At 67.4% G+C, this 22614-nt stretch carries 20 protein-coding genes, 2 pseudogenes and 1 riboswitch; of the genes and pseudogenes, 10 read left to right on the top strand and 12 right to left on the bottom strand.

Features of this window, described 5'->3' with window-relative positions:
- Positions 1-24 precede the first annotated feature (24 nt).
- Positions 25-1478, bottom strand: a pseudogene (locus N4G47_RS20875) (SulP family inorganic anion transporter).
- Between the two features lie 197 nt (positions 1479-1675).
- Between N4G47_RS20875 and N4G47_RS20870 the strand changes: the two are divergent.
- Entirely contained in the window at positions 1676-2656 is a 981-nt protein-coding gene (locus N4G47_RS20870; protein ID WP_475289828.1) for a cation diffusion facilitator family transporter, read from the top strand.
- 111 nt (positions 2657-2767) lie between these two features.
- Complete coding sequence (locus tag N4G47_RS20865; protein ID WP_004153735.1) at positions 2768-3193, top strand: organic hydroperoxide resistance protein; 426 nt, start codon at positions 2768-2770, stop codon at positions 3191-3193.
- Between the two features lie 145 nt (positions 3194-3338).
- Here the strand turns inward: N4G47_RS20865 and mmsB are convergent, their stop codons facing one another.
- From mmsB to N4G47_RS20840, 5 genes are read right to left on the bottom strand one after another with little or no spacing between them, the layout of a single operon-like run.
- Complete coding sequence (mmsB, locus tag N4G47_RS20860) at positions 3339-4229, bottom strand: 3-hydroxyisobutyrate dehydrogenase (protein WP_201117861.1); 891 nt, start codon at positions 4227-4229, stop codon at positions 3339-3341.
- Positions 4226-5401 carry an enoyl-CoA hydratase/isomerase family protein gene (locus N4G47_RS20855; protein ID WP_475289827.1) on the bottom strand — a complete coding sequence of 392 codons (1176 nt, stop codon included), beginning with the start codon at positions 5399-5401 and terminating at the stop codon, positions 4226-4228. The genes mmsB and N4G47_RS20855 overlap by 4 nt, the downstream gene beginning before the upstream one ends.
- Complete coding sequence (locus N4G47_RS20850) at positions 5398-6195, bottom strand: enoyl-CoA hydratase (protein ID WP_475289826.1); 798 nt, start codon at positions 6193-6195, stop codon at positions 5398-5400. The genes N4G47_RS20855 and N4G47_RS20850 overlap by 4 nt, the downstream gene beginning before the upstream one ends.
- On the bottom strand, positions 6192-7358 hold the full coding sequence (locus N4G47_RS20845) for an acyl-CoA dehydrogenase family protein (protein ID WP_475289825.1): 1167 nt from the start codon (positions 7356-7358) through the stop codon (positions 6192-6194). The genes N4G47_RS20850 and N4G47_RS20845 overlap by 4 nt, the downstream gene beginning before the upstream one ends.
- A gap of 14 nt (positions 7359-7372) precedes the next feature.
- Complete coding sequence (locus N4G47_RS20840; protein ID WP_249842226.1) at positions 7373-8878, bottom strand: CoA-acylating methylmalonate-semialdehyde dehydrogenase; 1506 nt, start codon at positions 8876-8878, stop codon at positions 7373-7375.
- Between the two features lie 114 nt (positions 8879-8992).
- On the opposite strand from N4G47_RS20840, the gene N4G47_RS20835 reads away from it, so the two are divergent.
- The 3 genes from N4G47_RS20835 to N4G47_RS20825 all read left to right on the top strand — a co-directional run bounded on the left by N4G47_RS20835 (position 8993) and on the right by N4G47_RS20825 (position 11435).
- On the top strand, positions 8993-10360 hold the full coding sequence (locus tag N4G47_RS20835; protein ID WP_475289824.1) for a helix-turn-helix domain-containing protein: 1368 nt from the start codon (positions 8993-8995) through the stop codon (positions 10358-10360).
- A gap of 122 nt (positions 10361-10482) precedes the next feature.
- The gene (locus N4G47_RS20830) at positions 10483-11127 is read left to right on the top strand and encodes a DUF1028 domain-containing protein (protein WP_475289823.1); all 645 of its coding nucleotides are present in this window, start codon (positions 10483-10485) and stop codon (positions 11125-11127) included.
- A complete protein-coding gene (locus N4G47_RS20825) occupies positions 11061-11435 on the top strand; it encodes a hypothetical protein (protein ID WP_475289822.1) in 375 nt (124 codons plus the stop codon). The genes N4G47_RS20830 and N4G47_RS20825 overlap by 67 nt, the downstream gene beginning before the upstream one ends.
- 88 nt (positions 11436-11523) lie before the next feature.
- Here N4G47_RS20825 and N4G47_RS20820 read toward each other — a convergent pair.
- Positions 11524-13397 (bottom strand): annotated as a pseudogene (locus N4G47_RS20820) (patatin-like phospholipase family protein).
- 131 nt (positions 13398-13528) lie between these two features.
- Positions 13529-13722, top strand: a riboswitch (cobalamin riboswitch).
- A 192-nt stretch (positions 13723-13914) separates the two neighbouring features.
- Here N4G47_RS20820 and N4G47_RS20815 point away from each other — a divergent pair.
- From N4G47_RS20815 to N4G47_RS20805, 3 genes are all read left to right on the top strand, one after another.
- On the top strand, positions 13915-14586 hold the full coding sequence (locus N4G47_RS20815; RefSeq protein ID WP_475289821.1) for an epoxyqueuosine reductase QueH: 672 nt from the start codon (positions 13915-13917) through the stop codon (positions 14584-14586).
- A 55-nt stretch (positions 14587-14641) separates the two neighbouring features.
- Positions 14642-15268 carry a bifunctional nicotinamidase/pyrazinamidase gene (gene pncA / locus N4G47_RS20810; protein ID WP_475289820.1) on the top strand — a complete coding sequence of 209 codons (627 nt, stop codon included), beginning with the start codon at positions 14642-14644 and terminating at the stop codon, positions 15266-15268.
- Between the two features lie 176 nt (positions 15269-15444).
- On the top strand, positions 15445-16125 hold the full coding sequence (locus tag N4G47_RS20805; protein ID WP_475289819.1) for an NYN domain-containing protein: 681 nt from the start codon (positions 15445-15447) through the stop codon (positions 16123-16125).
- Between the two features lie 114 nt (positions 16126-16239).
- Here the strand turns inward: N4G47_RS20805 and purU are convergent, their stop codons facing one another.
- On the bottom strand, positions 16240-17091 hold the full coding sequence (gene purU / locus N4G47_RS20800; RefSeq protein ID WP_475289990.1) for a formyltetrahydrofolate deformylase: 852 nt from the start codon (positions 17089-17091) through the stop codon (positions 16240-16242).
- Between the two features lie 114 nt (positions 17092-17205).
- Here purU and N4G47_RS20795 point away from each other — a divergent pair, with 114 nt between their 5' ends.
- The gene (locus N4G47_RS20795) at positions 17206-18117 is read left to right on the top strand and encodes a LysR family transcriptional regulator (RefSeq protein WP_475284403.1); all 912 of its coding nucleotides are present in this window, start codon (positions 17206-17208) and stop codon (positions 18115-18117) included.
- Between the two features lie 3 nt (positions 18118-18120).
- Here the strand turns inward: N4G47_RS20795 and N4G47_RS20790 are convergent, their stop codons facing one another.
- The 3 genes from N4G47_RS20790 to N4G47_RS20780 all read right to left on the bottom strand — a co-directional run bounded on the left by N4G47_RS20790 (position 18121) and on the right by N4G47_RS20780 (position 20638).
- Entirely contained in the window at positions 18121-19221 is a 1101-nt protein-coding gene (locus tag N4G47_RS20790; RefSeq protein ID WP_475284405.1) for an NADH:flavin oxidoreductase/NADH oxidase, read from the bottom strand.
- A 162-nt stretch (positions 19222-19383) separates the two neighbouring features.
- Entirely contained in the window at positions 19384-20190 is an 807-nt protein-coding gene (locus N4G47_RS20785; protein WP_475284407.1) for an NAD-dependent protein deacetylase, read from the bottom strand.
- A gap of 43 nt (positions 20191-20233) precedes the next feature.
- On the bottom strand, positions 20234-20638 hold the full coding sequence (locus N4G47_RS20780; RefSeq protein ID WP_107231471.1) for an acyl-CoA thioesterase: 405 nt from the start codon (positions 20636-20638) through the stop codon (positions 20234-20236).
- A gap of 91 nt (positions 20639-20729) precedes the next feature.
- Here N4G47_RS20780 and N4G47_RS20775 point away from each other — a divergent pair, with 91 nt between their 5' ends.
- On the top strand, positions 20730-21365 hold the full coding sequence (locus N4G47_RS20775) for a LysE family translocator (RefSeq protein WP_475284410.1): 636 nt from the start codon (positions 20730-20732) through the stop codon (positions 21363-21365).
- Between the two features lie 218 nt (positions 21366-21583).
- Here N4G47_RS20775 and N4G47_RS20770 read toward each other — a convergent pair whose 3' ends face one another.
- A complete protein-coding gene (locus N4G47_RS20770; protein ID WP_008264781.1) occupies positions 21584-22603 on the bottom strand; it encodes a ribonucleotide-diphosphate reductase subunit beta in 1020 nt (339 codons plus the stop codon).
- Between the last annotated feature and the right edge of the window lie 11 nt (positions 22604-22614).

The following is a 22614-nucleotide window of genomic DNA, read 5'->3' as shown; positions in this document are numbered from 1 at the left end:
TGGCGGCGATTGATGAGTGCGAACTCAGTGTCCGCCGCCGCGTCCACCCACCCGCTCGATCAACGTCCGGCTGGCGGCATTGAGCCCCACCACCGTTACCTCGGCGCCATGCGCGGCCAGCTTTTCCTGCGCGCGCTCCAGCGCGGCCACGGCGGTCAGATCCCATAGATGGGCATCGCGCAGATCAATCTGCACCTTCGGTGCCACGTGCTGGTAATCAAACGCCGCGCCCAGCTGCCCGGCGGAAGCAAAGAACACCTGGCCGCGCACGTGGTAGACCTGCGTGCTGCCGGCGTCCTTGCGCTGCACCTCCAGCATGCGGCCGACCTTGCGCGCGAAGAACAGCGCCGACAACAGCACGCCACTGAGCACGCCCTTGGCCAGGTCGTGGGTGGCCACGGTGACCACCACGGTCAGCAGCATCACCGCCGACGAACTGCGTGGATGGGTGCGCAGGTCGCGCAGCGAGCGCCAGCTGAAGGTGCCGATGCTGACCATGATCATCACCGCCACCAGCGCGGCCATCGGAATCTGCCGCACCAGCGCGCTGCCGTACACCACCATTGCCAGCAGCACGACACCGGCCACCAGGCATGACAGACGACCGCGGCCGCCGGAGCTCACGTTGATGATCGACTGGCCGATCATCGCGCAGCCGGCCATGCCGCCGAGGAAGCCGGTGACCGTGTTGGCCACCCTTGGCCGACGCATTCGCGGTTGCGCTCGCTGGGCGTTTCGGTGATGTCCTCGACGATCTGCAGCGTCATCATCGACTCGAGCAGGCCGACCACCGCCAGCGTAGCCGACACCGGCAACAGGATGCGCAGCGTTTCCCAGGTGAGCGGTACATCGGGAATGAGGAAGTACGGCAGGCTGTCGGGCAGCTGGCCCATGTCGCCGACGCTGCGCACGTCGATGCCGAAGCCGATCACCACGGCAGTGAGCACCACGATCGCCACCAGCGGCGACGGCACCACCCGGGTGATGCGCGGCAGCAGGTAGATGATGGCCAGCGCGGCCGCACACAGCACGTACACGGCCGGGCCACGGCCAACCAGCTCGGGCAGCTGCGCCAGGAAGATCAGGATCGCCAGTGCATTGACGAAGCCGGTGATGACCGAGCGCGAGACGAAGCGCATCAGCGAACCCAGCTTGAACACGCCGGCCAGCACCTGCAGCAGGCCTGCCAGGATGCTGGCGGCGAACAGGTACTGCACGCCGAGGTCCCTGACCAGATCGATCATCACCAGCGCCATTGCACCGGTGGCGGCGGAGATCATGCCGGGACGGCCGCCGGCGATGGCGGTGATCACGGCAATCGAGAACGCGGCGTACAGGCCGACCTTGGGGTCGACACCGGCGATGAGCGAGAAGGCGATGGCCTCGGGAATCAGGGCCAGGGCGACGACGATGCCGGACAGCAGGTCGCCACGGAGGTTGCCGAGCCATTGCTGGCGCAGCGGATAGGACGTTTGCATGGGAATACTCCGCGCGCACGCGGGCGGGGCCGCGAGGCGCTGCAGTGGATGGACACGGGTTCCTGAGCCGGGCGGGCCGGCTGCCGAGGTACGGCAAGGGTCAGGGTGGCGTGATCACTGCAGGCGGGAATCGGTACGCGGGAGGGCTGCAGTCTACGGCAAGCGATCCGAGGTGGGTACCGCGGAGGCAGCGGAGCATGGCTCCGCTCTACAATCCGCGCATGGCCAACGACCGCGCGCACTTCTTCGACCCCACCACCGAACAGGGCGTGCTGCGCCTGTCGATCGCCGGCGCACTGCTGCTGGCGGTGGCCGCGGTGGTGTTCGGCCTGCTGGCCAACTCCTCGCTGATCATCTTCGACGGCATCTACGGGCTGATCGACGTGGTGATGACCTGGCTGTCGCTGCTGGTGGCGCGGCTGATCGCGCTGTCGACCAACACCGATGCGCTGCAGTCGCGGCTCAACCAGCGCTTCACCATGGGCTTCTGGCACCTGGAGCCGATCGTGCTGGGGGTCAGCGGCACGCTGATGATCGGTGCGGCGCTGTATGCGCTGGTCAATGCGGTGGATGCGCTGATGTCCGGCGGCCGCCACATCGCACTGGGCCCGGCGATCATCTTCGCCGGCCTGTCGCTGGTGGCCGAGAGCGCACTGGGTTGGTTCGTGCTGCGCGCCAACCGCCGCATCGGTTCGGAATTCATCGCACTGGATGCGAAGAACTGGGTGGTGGCGGCCAGCATGTCGGCCTGCTATCTGCTCGCCTTCCTCGGCGGCGTGCTGGTGCAGGGCACGTCGTGGGCATGGGTAGGGCCGTACATCGATCCGGCCATCCTCGCCTTTGTCTGCGTGCTGGTGATGATCGCCCCGCTCGGCACCGTGCGCCGGGCGCTGGCCGGCATCCTGCTGGTCACCCCGCCGGAACTGCAGGCGCACGTGGATGCGGTGGCACGCGGCATCGTTGCCAAGCATGGCTTTGTCGAGCACCGCAGCTATGTGGCGCAGGTCGGCCGTGGCGAGCAGATCGAGTTGTTCTTCGTGGTGCCCGAGAGCGACCCGCCCCGGCCACTGGTGGAATGGGACCAGCTGCGCGACGAGATCGGCGAGGCGCTGGGCGAGGCCTCGCCGGACCGCTGGCTGACCATCCTGTTCACCACCGACCGTGAGTGGACGATCTAGGCAGGCAGGACGATCGATCAAATTTTGCAGACGGACTATCACCCAACGTCCTTGGAAACCGGGCAAAGTAGGCTCCAACGCAACACCCACCCACTGACCAGGAGCATCCCGATGTCCATCGAAAAGGTTCTGTACACCGCCCAGGCCACCTCCACCGGCGGCCGTGAAGGTCGTTCCGTCTCCTCCGACAACGTGCTGGACATCCAGCTGTCGACCCCGCGCGAGCTGGGCGGCGCCGGTGGCCCGGGCACCAACCCGGAACAGCTGTTCGCCGCCGGTTATTCGGCCTGCTTCCTGGGCGCGCTGAAGTTCGTGGCCGGCCAGGCCAAGGTCGCGCTGCCGGCCGACACCACCGTCACCGGCAAGGTCGGCATCGGCCAGATCCCGACCGGTTTCGGCATTGAAGCCGAGCTGACCATCAACGTGCCGGGCGTACCGCGCGAGCAGGTGGAAGAGCTGGTGCAGAAGGCCCACATCGTCTGCCCGTACTCCAATGCCACCCGCGGCAACATCGACGTGACGCTGATCGTTGCCTGATGCGGTGCTGCCGGCCAGCGGCCGGCACTACCAACGTGAAGAGAAAAATGGGCGGATGCCGGTCGAAACCGGGCATCCGCCCATCCCACCTTCGTTGTCCCACGCGGGGGCATGAGGTTGCCGGCCAGCGGCCGGCACTACCCGGTCACTTCTCGCTGGTGATCAGCTGCACGACGCTGGAGAAATCCAGCTTGCCGCGACCGGCCTGGTGATTCATCGAGTACAGGTTGCGGGCCACTTCGCCCAGCGGAATCGAGGCGCCGACGCTCATCGCCGCTTCCACCGCCAGGCCCATGTCCTTGAGCATCAGATCGCTGCCGAAGCCACCGCTGTAGCCACGCGAGGCCGGTGCATTTTCCAGCACGCCCGGCCACGGGTTGCACACTTCGGTGGCCCAGCTGCGGCCGGTGCTGACGGCCATCATCTGCGACAGCACCTTCGGGTCCAGGCCGTGCGCCACGCCCAGCGCGATGGCTTCACCGGTCACCGCCATGATCACGCCCAGTGCCATGTTGTTGCACAGCTTGGCGACCTGGCCGGCGCCGCTGGCACCCACATGGAAGATGTTCTTGCCCATCGCCTGCAGCACCGGGCGCGCGCGTTCCAGCGCGTCCTCTTCACCACCGACGATGAAGGTCAGGGTGCCGGCCTGGGCACCGGCGGTACCGCCGGATACCGGTGCATCGATCATCTGCAGGCCACGCGCGGCGGCGGCTTCAGAAACCTTGCGCGCGCTGGCCGGGGCAATGGTGCTGCAGTCGATGACCAGTGCACCGGCCGGGATCGCGGCGAGGATGCCGTCGTCGCCCAGGTACACGCCTTCAACGTGGCGGCTGGCCGGCAGCATCGAGATCACGACCTCGGCATCGGCCAGGGTTTCGCGCGCCGATGCGGCCGCGCTGGCACCGGCATCGACGGCGGCCTGCACCGCGGCCGGGACCAGATCGAACACGCGCACGCTGTGGCCGTTCTTGACCAGATTGGCGGCCATCGGGCCACCCATGTTGCCCAACCCGATGAATGCAATGCGGCTCATGCAAGGCTCCTTTCAACAAGGGGAATTCCCAGGTCGGCCAGCGGGTGCGCGGCATCGGCCCAGGGGGAAGCGAAGAAGGTGTCAGCCCACGCACCGCTGGCCTCGGCCAGGGTGGCCGGGTTCCACTGCGGGTTGCGGTCCTTGTCGATCAGCAGCGCGCGGATGCCCTCGGCGAAATCGCCGTGGGCGGCGCAGTGCAGCGCGGTGATGTATTCCAGACGGTACACGCTGGCCAGGTCCTGGCCGGCGCTGCGGCGCTGCAGCTCGAAAGCCAGCCGCGCCGAGCCCGGCGCACCGGCGGCGAGGGTCTTCTGCGCGGCCTGCAGCCAGGCATCGTCGGTCTGCAAAGCGCCGATGCGCGCGATGATCGCGGCCAGATCATCGCCTTCGCACAGCGCATCAACCTGCGCAGCATGGGCCAGCAACGGGCCGGTGGCCGCGTCACTGGCATGCGACTGCAGCAGATGGGTCAGACGTTCGTGGTTGTGTGCGGAATCACTGGACCAGGCCACCTGCAGCAGCGCATCGAACACCGCGCTGCGGCGCTCTTCGGCCACGTGTACGTCGGCCAGCCCGGCATAGATGGCGTCACCCGGGTTGAGCAGGGCGCCGGTCAGGGCCAGGAACAGGCCGCCCTTGCCGGGCACGCGCGGCAGCAGCCAGCTGCCACCGACATCGGGAAACAGGCCAACGGTGATTTCCGGGAAGGCCAGCTTGGAACGCTCGCTGACCACACGATGGCTGGCACCGGACATCAGGCCGATGCCGCCGCCCATCACGATGCCGTGGCCCCAGCACAGGATCGGCTTGGCGTAGGTGTGGATGAGGTAATCGACGCGGTATTCGACGTCGAAGAACTCGGCGGCGTACGCGTTTTCGCGGATGTCGGCGTGGCCGCCTTCGCGGAAGGCGACCATGGCCTTGTACAGGCTGTGCAGGTCGCCACCGGCACAGAACGCCTTTTCGCCAGCGCCCTGCAGCACCACCATCGCGATGCCGTCATCATCGGCCCAGGCGTTCAACTGCTTCAGCAGCAGGTGCGCCATCGGCAGCGAGAAGCCATTGAGCGTGCGCGCCGCGTTGAGCGTAGCGAAGCCGATGCGCGTGCCGTTGCCGGCCTCGCGCTCCTCGAACAGCACCGGTGCGTCGTCGGCAACGGTGTCGGTGCTCATGCGTTCTTCCACTGCGCGGCGCGCTTTTCCAGGAAGGCGGTCACGCCCTCGACCTGGTCGGCGGTGTCGAACAGGTCGACGAAGGCTTCGCGCTCGGCCACCAAGGCCGAGGCGTGGGTGCCGGTGCGGGTGGACTGCACCAGGGTCTTGCAGGCGGCGATACTGGTCGGGCTCTGCTTACCGGCCTTCTTCGCCCATTCCAGGGCCAGCGCCTTGGATTCGCCCTTGCCGACCTTCTCTTCGGCCAGGCCGATGCGCAGCGCGGTCTCGGCGTTGATGCGCTCACCCAGCAGGATCATGCGCTTGGCCCAGCCCTCGCCAACCAGGCGCGGCAGGTTCTGGGTGCCACCGGCGCACGGCAGCAGGCCGACGGTGGCCTCCGGCAGCGCGACCTGGGCGTGGTCTTCGATGATGCGCAGGTCGCAGGCCAGTGCGCATTCCAGGCCACCGCCCATGGCGTAGCCGTTGATGGCGGCGATCGACACACCACGGAAGGCGGACAGCGCTTCGAAGGCTTCACCGAAGCGGCGCGCGGCCTCGCGTGCAGCAGCCTTGTCGCCGGAAGCGAACTGGTTGAGGTCAGCACCGGCGGAGAAGAACTTCTCGCCGTCACCGGTGATCACCAGCGCGTAGATGTCGCGGTCTGCGTTGAGCGCGCCCACCAGGTCGCGCAGCGCAGACAGGCTGTGCACGGTCCAGGTGTGCGCCGGCGGGTTGTGCAGGGTGACCACGGCGGTGTGGCCATCGGCCTCGACCTTCAGGCCCACGTGCTCCTGGGTACGCCAATCCTTCATCGCAGTTCCTCTTCGGTGTTGAGCAGGTGGCGGGCAACGATCACCCGCATGATCTCGTTGGTGCCTTCCAGGATCTGGTGCACGCGGCTGTCGCGCAGCAGGCGCTCGATCGGGTATTCGCGGATGTAGCCGTAGCCGCCGTGGATCTGCAGTGCTTCGTTGCAGATCTTGAAGCCGGCATCGGTGGCGAAGCGCTTGGCCATCGCGCACCACACGTTGGCATCGCTGGCACCGGCATCGAGCTTGCGCGCGGCCGAGTGCACCATCTGCCGCGCGGCGACCAGCTCGATGGCCATGTCGGCCAGCTTGAACTGCAGCGCCTGGAAATCGGCCAGCGCCTTGCCGAACTGGCGGCGCTCGCCCATGTAGCGGCGTGCGGCATCCAGCGCGCCCTGCGCAGCACCCAGCGAGCAGGCGGCGATGTTGATGCGGCCGCCGTCCAGCCCCTTCATCGCCAGCTTGAAGCCGCCGCCTTCCTCTCCCAGAAGGTGGCTGACCGGCACGCGGACGTTTTCGAAGGTGATGCCACGGGTGGGCTGGCTGTTCCAGCCCATCTTCTCTTCCTTGCGGCCATAGCTGATGCCCGGCAGGTCCGACGGCACCGCGATGGCGCTGACGCCGCCGGCACCGGCACCGCCGGTACGCGCCATCACCACCAGCAGTTCGGTGGCACCGGCGCCGGAGATGAAGGCCTTGGCGCCGTTCAGCACGAAATGGTCACCGTCGCGCACGGCGGTGGTCTTCAGCGAGGCCGCATCGGAACCGGCGCCCGGTTCGGTCAGGCAGTACGAGGCCAGCTTGCTACCCGAGGACAGATCGGTGCCCCACGCATCGCGCAGGGCCGGCTGGCCCCACTTGGACACCATCCACGAGGCCATGTTGTGGATGCTGATGTAGGCCGCAGTCGACGGATCGACGTTGGCGAGCTCCTCGATGACGACGGCGGCGTCCAGTCGGCTCAGGCCGCTGCCGCCTACTTCCGGGTCCATGTACAGACCGCAGAAGCCCAGTTCACCGGCCTTGGCGATCGCCTCGCGCGGAAAGATGCCCTCCGCATCCCATCGCGCGGCGTGCGGCGCCAGTTCGGCCTGTGCGAAGTCGCGCGCAGCCTCGCGGTACGCCTGCTGTGCTTCTTCCAGTTCCGTCGTCATCGAGTGGCTCATGGCTGCTCCTGCCGTTACTTCAGGCTGATCGTGGTGTTGACGCCGTGGCTCAGCGTCTCGTCATCGAACCAGCGGGCGGTGACGGTCTTGGTCTGGGTGTAGAACAGCACGACCTGCTTGCCGTACGGGCCCAGGTCGCCCAGCTTGGAGGCGCGCGAACCGGTGAACGAGAACAGCGGCACCGGCACCGGGATCGGCACGTTGATGCCGACCTGGCCGACGTCGATGTCTTCCTGGAACTTGCGTGCGGCCGCGCCGGACTGGGTGAACAGTGCAGTGCCGTTGCCGTTGGGGTTGCTGTTGACCATCGCGATGGCGTCTTCCAGCGTTTCCGCTTCGAGGATGACCAGCACCGGCCCGAAGATTTCTTCCTGGTAGATGCGCATGTCGGTGGTGACACCGGCAAAGATGGTCGGGCCGACGAAGTTGCCCTTCTCGAAGCCATCCACCTGCGGCTTGCGGCCATCGAGCACCAGCTTGGCGCCCTGCTCCACGCCCGAGGCGATCAGGCCTTCCACGCGCTCGCGTGCGCTGCAGGAAATGACCGGGCCGACATCGGTGCCGGACACGGTGCCGCCGCTGACCTTGAGGGTCTTGGCCTTGCTGACCAGGTCCTGCACCCAGTTGCGCGCTTCGCCGACCAGCACCAGGGTGGAGGCGGCCATGCAGCGCTGGCCAGCGGCACCGAAGGCGGCGCCGACCATCGCGTTGAGGGTCTGTTCCTTGTTGGCGTCCGGCAGCACCACGGCGTGGTTCTTGGCGCCCATCATGCACTGCACACGCTTGCCGGCCAGCGAGGCACGGTTGTAGACGTGGGTGCCGACACGGGTCGAACCGACGAACGACACGGCCTTGATGTCCGGGTGGTCGCAGATGGCGTTGACCACTTCTTCGCCGCCGTGGACGACGTTCAGCACGCCCTTGGGAATGCCGGCTTCCAGCGCCAGTTCCACCAGGCGCATGGTCACCATAGGGTCCTGTTCGGACGGCTTGAGGATGAAGGTGTTGCCGGTGGCGATGGCCATCGGGAACATCCACAGCGGGATCATCGCCGGGAAGTTGAACGGGGTGATGCCAGCGCACACGCCCAGCGGCTGCATGATCGTGTAGGTATCCACGCCATTGGCCACGTTGTTGGCCAGTTCGCCCAGCTGCAGGTTGCCGATGGCAGCGGCGTGCTCGACCACTTCCAGGCCGCGGAACACATCGCCTTCGGCGTCGGGCAGGGTCTTGCCCTGTTCGGCGGTGAGGATGTGGGCCAGCTCGCTCATGTTCTCGCGGATCAGCTGCTGGTACTTCAGGAAGATGCGCGCGCGGGTGCCGATCGGGGTCTTGCGCCAGGTCTTGAAGGCTTCCTTGGCAGCAGCGACGGCGGCGTCCACTTCACCGGCGGTGGCGAACGGCACCTGGGCCAGGACGTCCTGGGTGGCCGGATTGACCACGTCCTGCCAGTGGGAGGTGGCCGATTCGATGAACTGGCCATCGATCAGCATGCGGATACGGGGCGCTGCAACAGTCATGACGACAATCCCACGGGCTCGAAAGATGCTTGGCATTATTCACAGCGCCCACCTCGATTTCCGGGCTGAACCCGCTTAATCTGGCCAACACGCCCCACGATTCCTGTTAATTCTGTGAATTATTCAGCTGCCCAGCGACAACTCGGCCTGCGCCTGCTGCGGCTGCGCGAACAGCGCGGCTACAGCCAGGCCGACCTGGCGCGGGCGCTGGGGCTGTCGGCCAGTTATCTGAACCAGATCGAGCGCAACAAACGCCCGCTGACCCCGGCCGTGCAGAAGAAGCTGGGCCAGGTATTGGGCGACGTTTCGCCGCTGTTCGACGAGGATGAGCCCGCCGCGCTGCAGGAAGCGCTGGGCGAGACCCTGCGCGACCTGGGCCTGGCCGACGTCAGTGCCACCGAACTGCGCGCCCTGGCCGGCAACCTGCCGCAGGTCAGCCGCGCCCTGCTGGACCTGCACCGCCGTCATCTGGCGCTGCGCGAGCATGCCGCCGCACTGGAGTTCCAGCTCGGCGAGCCGGGGGCCGGCAGCACCTTGCCAGCCGGCGACCAGGTGCGCGAGTTCTTCAACCGCATGCACAACCACATTCCCGAACTGGACGAGCTGGCCGAACGCCTGTTCGCCGAGTGGGTGTTGTCGCCCGGGCACGTGGCGCCGCGCCTGCGCCAGCTGCTGGCCGACCGCCACGGGGTGCTGGTGGAAGTGGCCGCGCTGCAGGCCGGGCGCGAGAAGCGCCAGTACGACGCCGGCACGCGCCGGCTGTGGTTGCCCGATTATCTGGAACCGGGCCAGCAGGCGTTCCAGATGGCGGCCGAGCTGGCCCTGCACGGCTACCTGCCGCAGATCGATGCGGTGGTGGCGCGTGCCGGTTTCAGCGATGAGGCGCGCATCGCGCAGGCGCGGGTGGGTCTTTCGAACTATTTCGCCGGCGCACTGGTGATGCCGTACATGCGTTTCCTGCGTGCGGCCGAAGCCAGCAACTATGACATCGAGCTGCTGGCGCACCAGTTCGGCGTGGGCTTCGAGGCGGTCTGCCATCGCTTGAGTACGCTGGCACGGCGCAGTGCGCCCGGGCTGCCGTTCTTCTTCATCCGCGTGGACCGCGCGGGCAATGTGTCCAAGCGTCATTCGGCCACCGATTTCCACTTCTCGCAGGTGGGCGGCTCGTGCCCGCTGTGGATCGTGTACGAGGCATTCAACCAGCCTGGGCGCATCCTCACCCAGACCGCGCGCATGCCTGATGGCCGCCGCCATTTCTGGCTGGCGCGGCAGGTCAGCAGCGGGCCGGTCGGCCACGGCCAGCCGCGCAAGACCTTCGCCGTGGCGCTGGGCTGCGACCTGCAGCACGCCGAGCGGCTGGTGTATTCGCTGGGGCTGGATGTGCAGAGCCCGGGCAACTCGGTATCGATCGGCCCGGGCTGCCGCGTGTGCCCGCGCGAGGACTGCATGCAGCGCGCATTCGCGCAGTTGCCGGGGCGTTGATGCCGTTGGGGTCAGATCCCTTTTGCCTGCAAAAGGGATCTGACCCCATGATGGGATGCGCGGGACTAAACCTTTCGTGCGTCGGCTGCATCCCAATCGGGATGCCCGCCCTGGAGACACCCATGTTCCTGCTACGCCCCTGCCTGGCCCTGCTGCTCGCTGCCGTCTGCGCACCGGCGTGGGCGACGTTTTCCATCGTGGCCTGCAACGAGGCCGGCGACTGCGGCGTGGCAGTGGCCACGCACAACCTGGCGGTCGGTGGCGTGGGTGTGCCGTGGGCGCAGGCGAAGGTCGGTGCCGTCGCCAGCCAGTTCGAAACCAACCCGACTTACGGGTCGAAGGGCCTCGCATTGCTGGCCAAGGGCCGCACGCCTGCCCAGGTGCTCAAGCAGCTGCTCGATGAAGACGGCGACTTCGATGGCACCACGCTGGCCGAGCGCCAGGTGGGACTGGTCAGCGCGCGCGGCGGCAATGCGCAGTACACCGGCGCCAGCGCACAACAGGCGGACTGGGCCGGTGCACACGGTGAGGGCATGCTCAGCGTGCAGGGCAACGGCCTGGCCGGGCCGGAGGTGCTGGCCGCCATGCAACGCCGCTTCCAGGCATCACGCGGCGCACTGGCGGCGCGCCTGCTGGCGGCACTTGAAGCCGGCCAGGCGGCGGGGGCCAACGCAGCGGGCAATGGTCGGCGGCGTTGCTGGTGCGCACCCCCGGCGGCGACTGGCAGGACACCGACCTGCGCGTGGACGCCGATCCACGCGCGGTAGCGCGGCTGCGCGAGCTGTACGACATGCGCCTGTCCAACGACGCAATCATCCGTGCCGAGCAACGCTGGGAGAAAGGCGATGTGGCCGGTGCGCGCGCCGCGCTGGCGACGTCGCTGTCGCTGGCACACGGCTGGGACCGCACCTGGGCCCGGGCTGCGCGGCTGGCCATGCGCCAGGGCGATGCCGCGCTGGCACGCGAGTATCTGGCCGGCCTGCGCACGCTCAACCCGGGCTGGGTAAAGCAGGAGCTGGCATTGCCGCTGTATGCGCCGCTGCGGGGTGATGCGGTGGTGGAGGCGTGGCGCTGAGGTACCCCGGGGAGGGTCAGATCCGTTTTCCTGCGGAAAACGGATCTGACCCCGATTGCCCCGAGGCGTGGATCTACCGAGCATCGGCTCAGTAGATCGGCGTCACCTTCATCTGTGGCAGTGGCCGCGGCGCCCCATCGGTGAGGTCGGGGCCAAGGTCGTCCCAGCTGCGGCCCTGTTCGACCATCAGCCCCCACAGCTGCTGTGACCCCAACCGCTTGTCTTCCGAGCCCAGCTTGTACGACGGTGGTGCCGGCACGCCGCTGGCGACCATCGAATAGGCTGCGCGATACGCCAGTACCTGCTGCGCCGGATCATCGGTACGCGCCACTTCCAGCGTGTAGCGCTGGTAGGCCGAGGCCAGGTTGCGCCAGCGGATCCAGTAGTGGTTCTCGAACGAGAACGCACAGAAGCGTGCACCGGCCAGGCTGCCCTTGTCGGCGATGCGGGTCAGCACCTCCTGCGGCATGTCCAGGTTCATTCCCCCTCGTCACCCTGCAGGCTGACGTGCACGATGCGGTCGCGGTAGCCCGGCGCCCGTGCCTGCAGCAGGTCGCGCCAGTTCTGCATGGTCGCCACCACCGCGAACAGGAAGCGGCCCAGTTCGGCGGCGGCCAACGGCGTGGCGATCGACTGGTAGGTGCGCTGCCAGCCGTGACGGTTTTCGGTGGGCAGGAACACCGCATGTTCCAGCGCCTGGCGGCCGCTGCTGCCATGACTCACGTCTTCGGCGTGCTGCGGGTAGACCAGGTTGATGGCAAAGGTCGGCCAGCGCGGCAGCGCGGCATCGAACAGGTGGATCGGGAAGTTGCTGCTGATGCCGCCATCGGAGAACCAGCAGATGCGGAAGGCGGTGATCACCGGGCCGCAGGTCTGCCCGGCACTGGTCAGCCCTTCCATGCTGTCGGCCACGTTGTGCTCCGGGTCGGCCGCCGCGGCCGTCGGCTCGCAGCGTCGCTCGCGGCGCGACGGCTCATGCAACGGCACCGCGCTGATCAACAGCGGGAAGCTCAGGCTCATGCGTGTGGCCACCAGCACCGGCAGCTGCGGGCCCTGCGGCAGGCGGTGATAGTGCCGCCCGTCCACCTCCAGCGGCGGCCCGGCATGGTCCACCAGCCACTGCACCACGCTGGCCGGGAACAGCTGCGCAAACTCCTCGCGCAGGAACCAGAACTGCGCCCCGCCCAGCGGCAGCGTGCGCGGTTCGTTGTGCGAGACACAGGTGGTGATCATCTGCAGGCTGATCGCATGCGGGCTGTCGGGCTCACCGGCGTAGCGCGGCGCGTCATGCAGGTCGGCGAAGGTCAACGGCGCGTCCAGTGCCTTGCCCGACAGCTGCTGCAGGCAGGTGTGCAGCCACTCGGTCAGTGCCGGCCTGGAGCGGTCGCGCCCCAGACCGCTGCACAGGCCCAGCAGGTTGCGCCGCGCCACCCGCGCCACCCGCAGCGCAGCGCCGGCCACACCCGCCCCATACGCGCACAGCAGCGACGGCACCAGCGTGGCCGCCATGCCGCTCCAACCACCGCCCCACCACCCCAGGCCGAGCAGCAGCGCCAGCGAAACCAGCACTTCCAGCGGTGCAATGGTGAACACCGCGATGGCCAGGCACAGCAGCTTGCGCGGCAGGCCGGCATTGCCGGTAAGTACCACCAGCAGCCGGTACGCCGCACGCGCACCGCGTGCAGGCTGGAACAGCCGATAGATGAAGCCGCGCTGCGACAGCTGCGCCGACACCGCCGACAATCCGTTGTAGCCCGCATCATCGGGCAGGCGCTCGCCGGCCTGCTGGCGACGATCGCCGCAGGCCGCCGCCGCCGCCACTGCAGCGGCGATGGCGCCGGCCGAGGTACCGCCGATGCTCTTGAAGCGGTATTCGCGGGCCAGCGCGAGTACTGCATTGGGATACACGATGCCGCTGGTGATGCCGCCCTTCATGACCAGATCGCAATATTTGTCTGCCACACGCCCTCTCCCGTCCGCTGGTGTCCAGTATGGCAAGGGACGCTCTCACAACCTGAGAAGTGAGCCACACCACTGCACGGAATTCGGTCCTTGACCATTGCCGCCAACCGGTCCACCGTGCACACGCCGAAGGTATCCCTGCCCTCGCTCCGGCAAAGGCAGGGATTTGAACGGGAATCCGGTGAAGGCGCCTGGCGCGCCCATTCCGGAGCTGCCCCGCAGCGGTGAATGGAAACGAATCCTGCCAACAGCACTGGGCTCACGCCTGGGAAGCGGCAGGGAGTAGGAGGGCTTCGGCCCGTGTCCATCAGCCCGAAGACCGGCCCCGGCCGGGGGACACGACCGTCCCCTGATTCGACCTGGACTCTCCGCGGGGAGGGTGCCGGGGCTGTCGTTGTCCTGCGCAGGCGGGCAGCGCGGTCGCGCGCGTCCTTTCCACGGTATCCGGTCAGACCCGTTCCCCACGCCCTGAGGCAGGGGCCGTCGCCGTTGCCGGCGGCCCCTGCGGTACCCGACCATGACCGAGCTCCAACGCCCCACCCTGACACTGCCCGCCAACGGCAAGCGCCTGCTGCTGCATTCCTGCTGCGCGCCCTGTTCGGGCGAAGTGATGGAGGCGATCACCGCCTCCGGGATCGACTACGCGATCTTCTTCTACAACCCCAACATCCACCCGGTGAAGGAATACGAGCTGCGCAAGCAGGAGAACATCCGCTTCGCGCAGCAGCACGACATTCCCTTCATCGACTGCGACTACGACACCGACAACTGGTTCAGCCGCGCGCGCGGGATGGAGAACGAACCCGAGCGCGGCATCCGCTGCACGATGTGCTTCGACATGCGCTTCGAGCGCACCGCACTGTATGCACACGAGCACGGCTACGACACCATCAGCTCGTCGCTGGGCATCTCGCGCTGGAAGAACATGGCGCAGATCAACGACTGCGGCATCCGCGCCGCGTCGCGCTACGAAGGCCTGCAGTACTGGGACTACAACTGGCGCAAGGGCGGTGGTGCCAGCCGCATGGTCGAGATCAGCAAGCGCGAGCAGTTCTACCAGCAGGAGTACTGCGGCTGCGTGTATTCGCTGCGCGATGCCAACCGCCATCGCCGTGAAACCGGCCGCGAGCGGATCAAGATCGGCCTGCTGTACTACGGGCAGGACGCTGAGACGCCGCAGGGCGATTGACGTGCGCTCGGGGGCGGCCACGCTGGTCGCCCCTTCAGTTTGTAGTGGATCTGCCATGACTGTCCTGCCCGCCGATGTCGCCCTGCTGGTGATCGACCTGCAGCCGGACTTCATGCCCGGCGGCGCGCTGGCCTGTGACCAGGGCGATGCACTGGTGGCGCCGATCAACGCGCTGCTGGCGCAGCGCCACTACCGCACGGTAGTGGCCACCCAGGACTGGCACCCGGCCGACCATGCCTCGTTCGCCAGCCAGCATCCCGGCCAGCGCCCATTCGAGACCATCCTGCTGCATGCACAGCCGCAGACCCTGTGGCCCGACCACTGCGTGCAGGGCAGCGAAGGCGCCGTGCTGCACCCCGGCGTGGACTGGACCTCGGCCGACCTGATCCTGCGCAAGGGCACGCGCCAACAGGTGGATTCGTACAGTGCCTTCCGCGAAAACCATGGCCCTGACGGAGAGCGCCCGGCCACCGGCCTGGCCGGCTGGCTGCACGAGCGCCGCATCCGCGAGGTGCACGTGTGCGGCCTGGCGCGTGACTACTGCGTGCTATGGAGCGCGCAGGACGCGGTGAAATCCGGCTTCCGGGTGAAGTTCCTGTGGGAGCTGACCCGGCCGGTGACCGAGGCCAACGACGCGATGGTGCGCGAGGCGCTGGGCAAGGCGGGGATTGCGGTGATCTGACCCGCGTGCTGCCCGGCGTGGCCCGGCACTACCTGGTCATCATGTCGCCTCTGCCGCTTGTATGCCCCTGCAGACAGCAACACAATGAACCTCCAGCCCTCCAAGTACGCCCCCTACAGATCGCGGGACGGCCGAACCGAGGGCTTTTTACTGGAAGGAATCGAAAGGGCAAAGGCATGCCAACGGCGATCCTCATCGATGGCGGATACTTCGTTAAGAGATTCCGCCGGATTGAACCTCACAACGCCAGCAACGCTGAACGTGCCGCAGAGGTTGCCTACCGGTGGGCACTTGCGCACCTGACTTCGTCGGGGTGTGAACGACGGGATCTCTACCGCATCTTCTTCTACGACTGCCCACCACTCCGGAAGCGGATGCACAACCCGATCTCGGGCGCCTGCATCGACTATGCACGCTCGCCGGAAGCACACTTCAGGATCAGCCTTCACGAGGCCCTGAAGCAGAAGCGAAAAGTGGCACTGCGTCTTGGCCATCTCGCGGACTCCGGTTCGTGGACAACCGATTCACGAACGCTCGATGCGCTCCTGAAAGGCAAGCGCTCATTCTCCACGCTCCTGCCCGGCGATCTGCACCCTGAAGTCAGGCAGAAGGGCGTTGATATGCGTATTGGTCTGGATATCTCATCGTTGTCGCTGAAGCGGCAGGTTCGCCAGATCATACTGGTGGCGGGCGATGCCGACTTCATACCAGCCGCCAAACTCGCGCGTCGCGAGGGCGTTGATTTCATATTGGACCCGATGTGGTCTTCGATTCCGCCTGGCCTTCTGGAGCACATTGATGGCGTCCGCTCAACGTGCCCCAGGCCTATCTGCAGGAAAGGCGTGGAATGCGAATGAAGCCGCTCCTCTTGGAGAGTGAGAAAACCGCCGGGCATTACCGGTCATCGGTGGTAGTGCCGGCCGCTGGCCGGCAACCCCGGGATAGGTGCCGTTGCTGGCCAGCGGCCGGCACTACCGGAATACGACCGTGCGATGCCCGTTGAGCAGGATGCGGTGCTCCACATGGCGGCGCACCGCACGTGCCAGTACCTGCGACTCGGTATCGCTGCCCAGCCGCACCAGCTCGCGCGGCGCCATCGCATGGTCGACGCGGGCCACGTCCTGTTCGATGATCGGGCCTTCGTCCAGATCCTCGGTCACGTAGTGCGCGGTGGCACCAATGATCTTGACCCCGCGCGCGTGCGCCTGGTGGTACGGCTGCGCGCCCTTGAAGCTGGGCAGGAAGCTGTGGTGGATGTTGATCGCCCGGCCAGCCAATGCGCGGCACAGCGTGGGTGACAGGATCTGCATGTAGCGCGCCAGCACCACCAGATCGATGCGTTCGCGCTCGACCAGATCGATGATCTGCTGCTCCTGCACCGCGCGCGTTTCCGCGTTCACCGGCAGATGATGGAACGGCACCTGGTAGGACGCGGCCAGCGGCGCGAAGTCGGCGTGATTGGACGCCACTGCGGCGATGTCCACCTTCAGCTGGCCACTGTGGGCACGGAACAGCAGATCGTTCAGGCAATGCCCCTGCTTGCTGACCAGCACCAGCAGGCGCGCACGGCGGCGACCGTCGTGCAGTTGCCAATCCATGCCGAACTCGGCCGCCAGCGTGGCCATCGCGGCATGCACGGTGTCCAGCGGCAAGCCGGCGTCGCGGTCGAAATGCACGCGCAGGAAGAAGCGGCCGCTCTCCTCGTCGCCGAACTGCTGGGCGTCGAGGATGTTGCAGCCGTGGTCGAACAGCAGGCCGGACACACGGTAGACGATGCCGGTACGATCGGGGCAGGACAGGGTGAGGATGGAGTCGGGGCGCATCCTGGCAGTGTAGGCCAGCAGGGTGTTGATCGGATCGATGGTCACCGATGCAACCGAAGGGCTTGGTTCTGTCCCAAGCGATACTTGGCCGATCCCATGGCAAGCTGGTAGGTCATGAACCTGTTGCAACTGATCCGCAGCTTCACCCGCACGGCAGAGACCGGCAGCATTGCCGCTGCGGCCCGCACCCTTGGCATCAGCGCCACCGCCGTCGGCCAGAACATCAACCGGCTCGAGGCCCATCTGGGCGTACGGCTGCTGAACCGCAGCACGCGCCAGCTGGCACTCAGCGAGGCCGGTGCGTTGTATCTGGTGCAGGTGCGGCACATCGAAGCCGACCTGGCACGCGCGCAGGCGATGGTCACCTCTGGCGATATCGAACCGGCCGGGCCGCTGCGCATCGCCAGCAGCAGCGCGTTTGGTCGCCATGTACTGGCACCGTTGCTGCCCTCGCTGCAACAGCGCTACCCGCAGCTGCAGCTGGAGCTGCGCCTGAATGACCGCGCCGTACAGCATGGCCCGGAGGCGGTGGATGCCAGCATCCGCATCGGTGCGCAGCTGGAGGACGGCGTGGTCGCACGGCAACTGGCGCGCGTGCCGTTCGTGTTCTGCGCTGCCCCGGCCTACCTGCAGGCGCACGGTACCCCGCAACACCCCGCCGATCTGGGCAGCCATCGCGGCCTGCTGCACCGCTTCCCCACCGATGGCCGGCCGTTGCGCTGGGGCCTGCTGAAGGACGGCCAGCGCGTGGACGCCGCGCTGCCGCCCAGCATGGTCTGCGATGACATCGATGCGCTGGCCGCCCTGGCCACCGCCGGGGCCGGCATCACCCGGCTGGCCGCGTTCGTGGCCGAACCCTATCTGCGTGACGGCCGCCTGCGTGCGGTGTTCGACACCGACAGCGCATGGCGCCCGGAACCGATGGACGTCTACTTCTGCGTCAGCGACCGCCGCGACTTCACCGCCAAGATCCGTGCGCTGTTCGAGCATCTGCAGGCCGGCATGGCGCCGGCCTGGCGGGTGTGAGCCTCAGCGGGTCTTGAACACGCCGCGTGCATCGCGCGGTTCGCAGCGCAGGTACTGCGGCGCCGGTAGCACGCTCTCGCGCAGTGCGGCGGCGGCGTGCCACGGCCAACGCGGGTCGTAGAGAATGCCGCGCGCCAGCGCCACGGCATCGGCATGGCGGTGGCGCAGGATCGACTCGGCCTGCTCCGGCTCGGTGATCATGCCCACGGCGATGACCGGCATGCGCACCTTGGCCTTGATCGCCGCCGCGAACGGCACCTGGTAGCCCGGGCCGACGGTGATCTTCTGGCGCTCATCCAGCCCGCCGCTGGAAACGTGCAGGAAATTGCAGCCGCGTGCGTCCAGCACCTGAGCCAGTGCTTCGCTCTGCACCAGGTCCCAGCCACCTTCGACCCAGTCGCTGGCGGAGAGGCGCACACCCACCGCGACCTTGTCCGACACCGCCGCGCGCACCGCGTCGAACACCTCCACCAGCAGACGCAGGCGGTTCGGCAGCGAGCCACCGTAGCCATCGGTGCGACGGTTGCTCAGCGGCGACAGGAACTGGTGCAGCAGGTAACCGTGCGCGGCATGCAGCTCGATCAGCTCGAAGCCCAGGCGCTCGGCGCGCACCGCGCTGGCGGCGAAGGCGGCGATGACCTCGGCGATGCCGGCCTCGTCCAGTGCCTGCGGTGCCGGATCGGCGGCATGGAACGGCAGCGGCGACGGTGCCACCGTGGGCCAGCCGCGGGCATCGTCGGCCGGCAGCTGGCCACCGCCATCCCACGGGCGCCTCACCGAGGCCTTGCGCCCGGCGTGGCCAAGCTGGATGCCCAGCGGCATCGGCGACCAGCGGCGGACGCTGGCCAGCACCTGCGCCAGAGCGGCCTCGGTGCCGTCGTCCCACAGCCCCAGATCGGCCCAGCTGATGCGGCCGCGTGGTTCGACCGCGGTGGCTTCCAGGATCAGCAGGCCGGCGCCGGACTGCGCCAGGTTGCCCAGATGCATGGCGTGCCAGTCGCTGGCGCGGCCGTCTTCGGCGGAGTACTGGCACATCGGCGCGATGACGATGCGGTTGGACAGGGTGAGGGGGCCGAGCGAGATCGGCGAAAACAGCTGGGTCACGGCAATGCGGGGGCAAGCGGATGGGGAGCGTATTGCACCGCCGCACGGCCTGCGAATCAACCGTGTGGATGGATCGCTGTTTCGCGCGACCTGGCTGAGCCGAGCGTGGGCTCGGCTCTACAGAAACCAACAACCCCTTGTAGAGCCGAGCCCACGCTCGGCTCAGCCCGCCACCCAGCCGGCCAACGCCTCGGCGCAGTCGCGTTCATCCTTGAACTGCAGCAGGTCGTCGGCACGGGTGCGGCCCCGGTTCAGCGCCGCTACCGGCAACCCTGCCCTGGCGGCGGCCTGCACGAAGCGGAAGCCGGAATACACCATCAGCGAGGAGCCCACCACCAGCACGGCGTCAGCCTGTTGCAGGTGGTCGTGCACCGCCGCCACGCGCTCACGCGGCACGTTTTCGCCGAAGAACACCACGTCCGGCTTCAGCACCCCGCCGCAGTGCGGGCACTCGGGCACCACGAAGCGGGAGAAATCGGCCTCCAGATCGGCGTCGCCATCGGGAGCGATGCCGCCCTCCAGGGCATCCCAGCCTGGATTGGCATCCAGCAGCCGCTGCTGGAAATCCTCACGGCTGCTGCGGCGTTCGCAGCCCATGCAGCGCACCAGGTCCAGGCGGCCATGCAGGTCGATCACATTGTGGCTGCCGGCGCGCTGGTGCAGGCCGTCCACGTTCTGGGTCAGCAGCACCTGCAGCTTGCCGCGGGACTCCAGCGCGGCCAGTGCCTGGTGGGTGCCGTTGGGACGGGCCAGGCCGAAGCGCGGCCAGCCCAGCAGGCTGCGCGCCCAGTAGCGCTGGCGGGTGGCCGCCTCGCCCATGAAGGCCTGGTAGGTCACCGGCGGCGTGCGCTTCCACTGGCCGTCGGTGTCGCGGTAATCGGGAATGCCCGAAGCGGTGCTGCAGCCGGCGCCGGTCAGCACGAACAGGCGCTGGGCGCGGTCGATGAAGTCGGTCAGCGGCGGGGTCATGGTCTTCAGGTGGGGGCGTGGGGGCGCCCCCGCAAGCATCGCTTCAGGGCGCAGCGGGCAGACGCGGCACGGCCGTGGGCTGGCCGTCTTCACCCAGCGCGATCATCACGAAGTGGCCGCGGGTACACAGCTGGCGCTCGCCGCTGTGCAGGTCTTCGGCAATCAGCTCCACTTCGACCTTCATCGAGCTGCGGCCGACCTCGACGATACGGCCGATGGTTTCCACCATCTGTCCAATGCGGATCGGCAGTTTGAAGTCGACCTGGTCGCTGCGTGCGGTCACCACGGTGCGGCGGGAATAACGGGCGGCGGCCAGGAACGCGGCCTTGTCCATCCACGCCAGCGCCTGGCCACCGAACAGGGTGCCCATGTGGTTGGTGTGGTTGGGGAAGACGATTTCGGCCATGCGCACTTCGATGGGCGGCACGGTCTCGGGGATCGGGGTCATGGCGGGGATGTCGGTGTGGGGTGCGCCAATTTTAAGCCAGGCCCCGTGCAGGCGGCGCTACACTGCGCCACGCCCACTGCCAGGACTGACCATGCCCGCACCCTCCGACCTTGTGGCCTTCGCCCTCATCTCGCTGGGCATGGTGCTTACACCCGGGCCGAACATGATCTACCTGGTCTCGCGCTCGATCTGCCAGGGCCGCACCGCCGGCCTGATCTCGCTGGGCGGGGTCGCGCTGGGCTTCGTGTTCTACATGCTGTGCGCGGCGCTGGGCATCACCGCCCTGCTGATGACCGTGCCGCTGGCCTACGACACGCTGCGCATCGGCGGTGCGTTGTACCTGCTGTACCTGGCCTGGCAGGCGCTCAAGCCCGGCGGCCGTTCGCCGTTCGCGGTACGTGACCTGCCGCAGGACAGCCCGCGCAGGCTGTTCGCGATGGGCTTTCTGACCAACCTGCTGAACCCGAAGATCGCGGTGATGTACCTGTCGCTGCTGCCGCAGTTCCTGCAGCCGGAAGGCCATGGCAGCGTGCTGATGCAGTCGCTGGTGCTGGGCTTCACCCAGATCGCGGTCAGTGTCAGCGTCAACGCCGTGATCGCGGTGATGGCCGGCAGCATCGCCGGCTTCCTGGCCGCGCGCCCGACCTGGCAGGCGGTGCAGCGCTGGCTGATGGGCACGGTGCTGGCCGGGCTGGCGGTACGCATGGCGGTGGAAGGGCGGCGCTGAGCGTAGCGTCGAGCTTGCTCGACGGCCGTTGAGCCTTTGTAGAGTCGAGCTTGCTCGACTGCATTTCGCGTAAAGCAGTCGAGCAAGCTCGACTCTACAAAGGCCCGCATGCGGGATACCGGACGGTAGAGCCGGGCCATGCCCGGCGAGCGCGTAAGACCACAAAAAACCCCGGCGTTGGCCGGGGTTTTTCGTTGCAACCGGAATGACCGCTTCGATCAGAAGTTCATGTCGAAGGCGACTTCGCCCTGCACGCCGACCTGGTAGGCCGAGACGCGACGTTCGAAGAAGTTGGTCAGTTCCTGCACATCCTGCAACTCCATGAACGGCAGCGGATTGCGCACGTTGTACTTCTTTTCCATGCCCAGCTTGGCGAAGTGCTGGTCGGCGCAGTGCTGCAGGTACTGGCGCATGTCGCGGGTCGAGATGCCCGCCACGCCGCCGGACAGCACGTCCTCGGCGAACTGCACTTCGCATTCGATGGCCTCGGCCAGCATGTCATAGACCTGCTGCTTCATTTCATCGTCGAACAGGTCCGGCTCTTCCTCACGCACCACGCGCACCGACTCGAACGCGAACTCCATGTGCGCGCTCTCGTCGCGGAACACCCAGTTGGTGCCCGAGGCCAGGCCCGGCAGCAGGCCGCGCGAACGGAAGTAGTACACGTAGGCGAAGGCGGCGAAGAAGAACAGGCCTTCGATGCACGCGGCGAAGCAGATCTGGTTGAGCAGGAACTGGCGGCGCTCGGCACGGGTCTCGATGCGCTTCAGATCCTGGATCGAGTCGATCCACTTGAAGCAGAAGTCGGCCTTCTTCTTGATCGAGTCGATGTTCTCCACCGCGGCGAAGGCTTTGACGCGCTCCTCCGGGTCCGGCAGGTAGTTGTCGAGCAGGGTCAGGTAGAACTGCACGTGCAGCGCTTCTTCGTACAGCTGGCGCGACAGGTACATGCGCGCTTCCGGCGCGTTCAGATGCTGGTACAGGTTCAGCACCAGGTTGTTGGACACGATCGAATCGCCGGTGGCGAAGAACGCGACCAGGCGGTGGATCAGGTGGCGCTCACCCGGCGACATCTTGCTGTGCAGGTCGGTGATGTCGATCTGGAAGTTGATCTCTTCCACCGTCCAGGTGTTCTTGATCGCGTTCCGGTACATGTCATAGAACTGCGGGTAGCGCATCGGGCGCAGGGTCAGTTCAAAACCGGGATCGAGCAGCATCTGCTTGGGCTTGTCGGCCATGGGTGTTTCCT

Source organism: Stenotrophomonas sp. GSD10 (genome assembly GCF_056172695.1).
This window is presented reverse-complemented; position numbering and strand designations above follow the sequence as displayed.

What these genes read in the sequence shown, in the direction of transcription:
- N4G47_RS20870 (WP_475289828.1), top strand. Translation starts at nt 1,676, where the DNA reads ATGGCTCCGCTCTACAATCCGCGCATGGCCAACGACCGCGCGCACTTC.
- N4G47_RS20865 (WP_004153735.1), top strand. Translation starts at nt 2,768, where the DNA reads ATGTCCATCGAAAAGGTTCTGTACACCGCCCAGGCCACCTCCACCGGC.
- mmsB (WP_201117861.1), bottom strand. Translation starts at nt 4,229, where the DNA reads ATGAGCCGCATTGCATTCATCGGGTTGGGCAACATGGGTGGCCCGATG.
- N4G47_RS20855 (WP_475289827.1), bottom strand. Translation starts at nt 5,401, where the DNA reads ATGAGCACCGACACCGTTGCCGACGACGCACCGGTGCTGTTCGAGGAG.
- N4G47_RS20850 (WP_475289826.1), bottom strand. Translation starts at nt 6,195, where the DNA reads ATGAAGGATTGGCGTACCCAGGAGCACGTGGGCCTGAAGGTCGAGGCC.
- N4G47_RS20845 (WP_475289825.1), bottom strand. Translation starts at nt 7,358, where the DNA reads ATGAGCCACTCGATGACGACGGAACTGGAAGAAGCACAGCAGGCGTAC.
- N4G47_RS20840 (WP_249842226.1), bottom strand. Translation starts at nt 8,878, where the DNA reads ATGACTGTTGCAGCGCCCCGTATCCGCATGCTGATCGATGGCCAGTTC.
- N4G47_RS20830 (WP_475289823.1), top strand. Translation starts at nt 10,483, where the DNA reads ATGTTCCTGCTACGCCCCTGCCTGGCCCTGCTGCTCGCTGCCGTCTGC.
- N4G47_RS20815 (WP_475289821.1), top strand. Translation starts at nt 13,915, where the DNA reads ATGACCGAGCTCCAACGCCCCACCCTGACACTGCCCGCCAACGGCAAG.
- pncA (WP_475289820.1), top strand. Translation starts at nt 14,642, where the DNA reads ATGACTGTCCTGCCCGCCGATGTCGCCCTGCTGGTGATCGACCTGCAG.
- N4G47_RS20805 (WP_475289819.1), top strand. Translation starts at nt 15,445, where the DNA reads ATGCCAACGGCGATCCTCATCGATGGCGGATACTTCGTTAAGAGATTC.
- purU (WP_475289990.1), bottom strand. Translation starts at nt 17,091, where the DNA reads ATGCGCCCCGACTCCATCCTCACCCTGTCCTGCCCCGATCGTACCGGC.
- N4G47_RS20795 (WP_475284403.1), top strand. Translation starts at nt 17,206, where the DNA reads ATGAACCTGTTGCAACTGATCCGCAGCTTCACCCGCACGGCAGAGACC.
- N4G47_RS20785 (WP_475284407.1), bottom strand. Translation starts at nt 20,190, where the DNA reads ATGACCCCGCCGCTGACCGACTTCATCGACCGCGCCCAGCGCCTGTTC.
- N4G47_RS20780 (WP_107231471.1), bottom strand. Translation starts at nt 20,638, where the DNA reads ATGACCCCGATCCCCGAGACCGTGCCGCCCATCGAAGTGCGCATGGCC.
- N4G47_RS20775 (WP_475284410.1), top strand. Translation starts at nt 20,730, where the DNA reads ATGCCCGCACCCTCCGACCTTGTGGCCTTCGCCCTCATCTCGCTGGGC.
- N4G47_RS20770 (WP_008264781.1), bottom strand. Translation starts at nt 22,603, where the DNA reads ATGGCCGACAAGCCCAAGCAGATGCTGCTCGATCCCGGTTTTGAACTG.